The sequence below is a fragment of the Tropicimonas sp. TH_r6 genome (genome assembly GCF_033101155.1).
Taxonomy (GTDB): domain Bacteria; phylum Pseudomonadota; class Alphaproteobacteria; order Rhodobacterales; family Rhodobacteraceae; genus Tropicimonas.
In genome coordinates this window covers 1-483 of record NZ_JAWMPX010000095.1, presented here as the reverse complement: position 1 = coordinate 483, position 483 = coordinate 1, and the positions used below count along the sequence as shown (strand labels likewise).

Annotated in this window: 1 pseudogene; it reads left to right on the top strand. The window is 61.9% G+C overall.

From position 1 onward, the window contains the following. A pseudogene (locus R3X27_RS25545) lies at positions 1-483 on the top strand (transposase); the annotation flags it as partial.

The following is a 483-nucleotide window of genomic DNA, read 5'->3' as shown; positions in this document are numbered from 1 at the left end:
CGAGGACATCGTCTCGAAGCTGCGGCAGGTTGAAGTGTTGCAAGGGCAAGGAATGACCGTCGCGGATGCGGTGCGCCAGATTGGAGTGACGCAGCAGACCTACTACCGCTGGCGCAAGTTGTATGGCGGGATGGGACGCGTGCAGTTGAAGCGCCTGAAGGAGCTGGAGAAGGAGAACCAACGGCTCAGACGGGCGGTGTCCGATCTGACCTTGGACAAACTGATCCTGGCGGAGGCCGCCAAGGGAGTGAGGGCCGTCTCGGGAAACGGTCATCAGACCGTTTCAGGCCGGAACGGGCGGAGCCCCCGAGCCCTTCGCGTCGACGTAGATGCATCGACCATATGCGATAGGATCTGGGCGTGTCGGAACGCCGTGCCTGTCGCGTTCTGGGGCAGCACAGATCCACACAGCGAAAGGTCCCACAAGGCCGTCCTGAACGAGCCGTTGATGCGCCATTGGTTCGAGCACAATGGCGAGTGCAC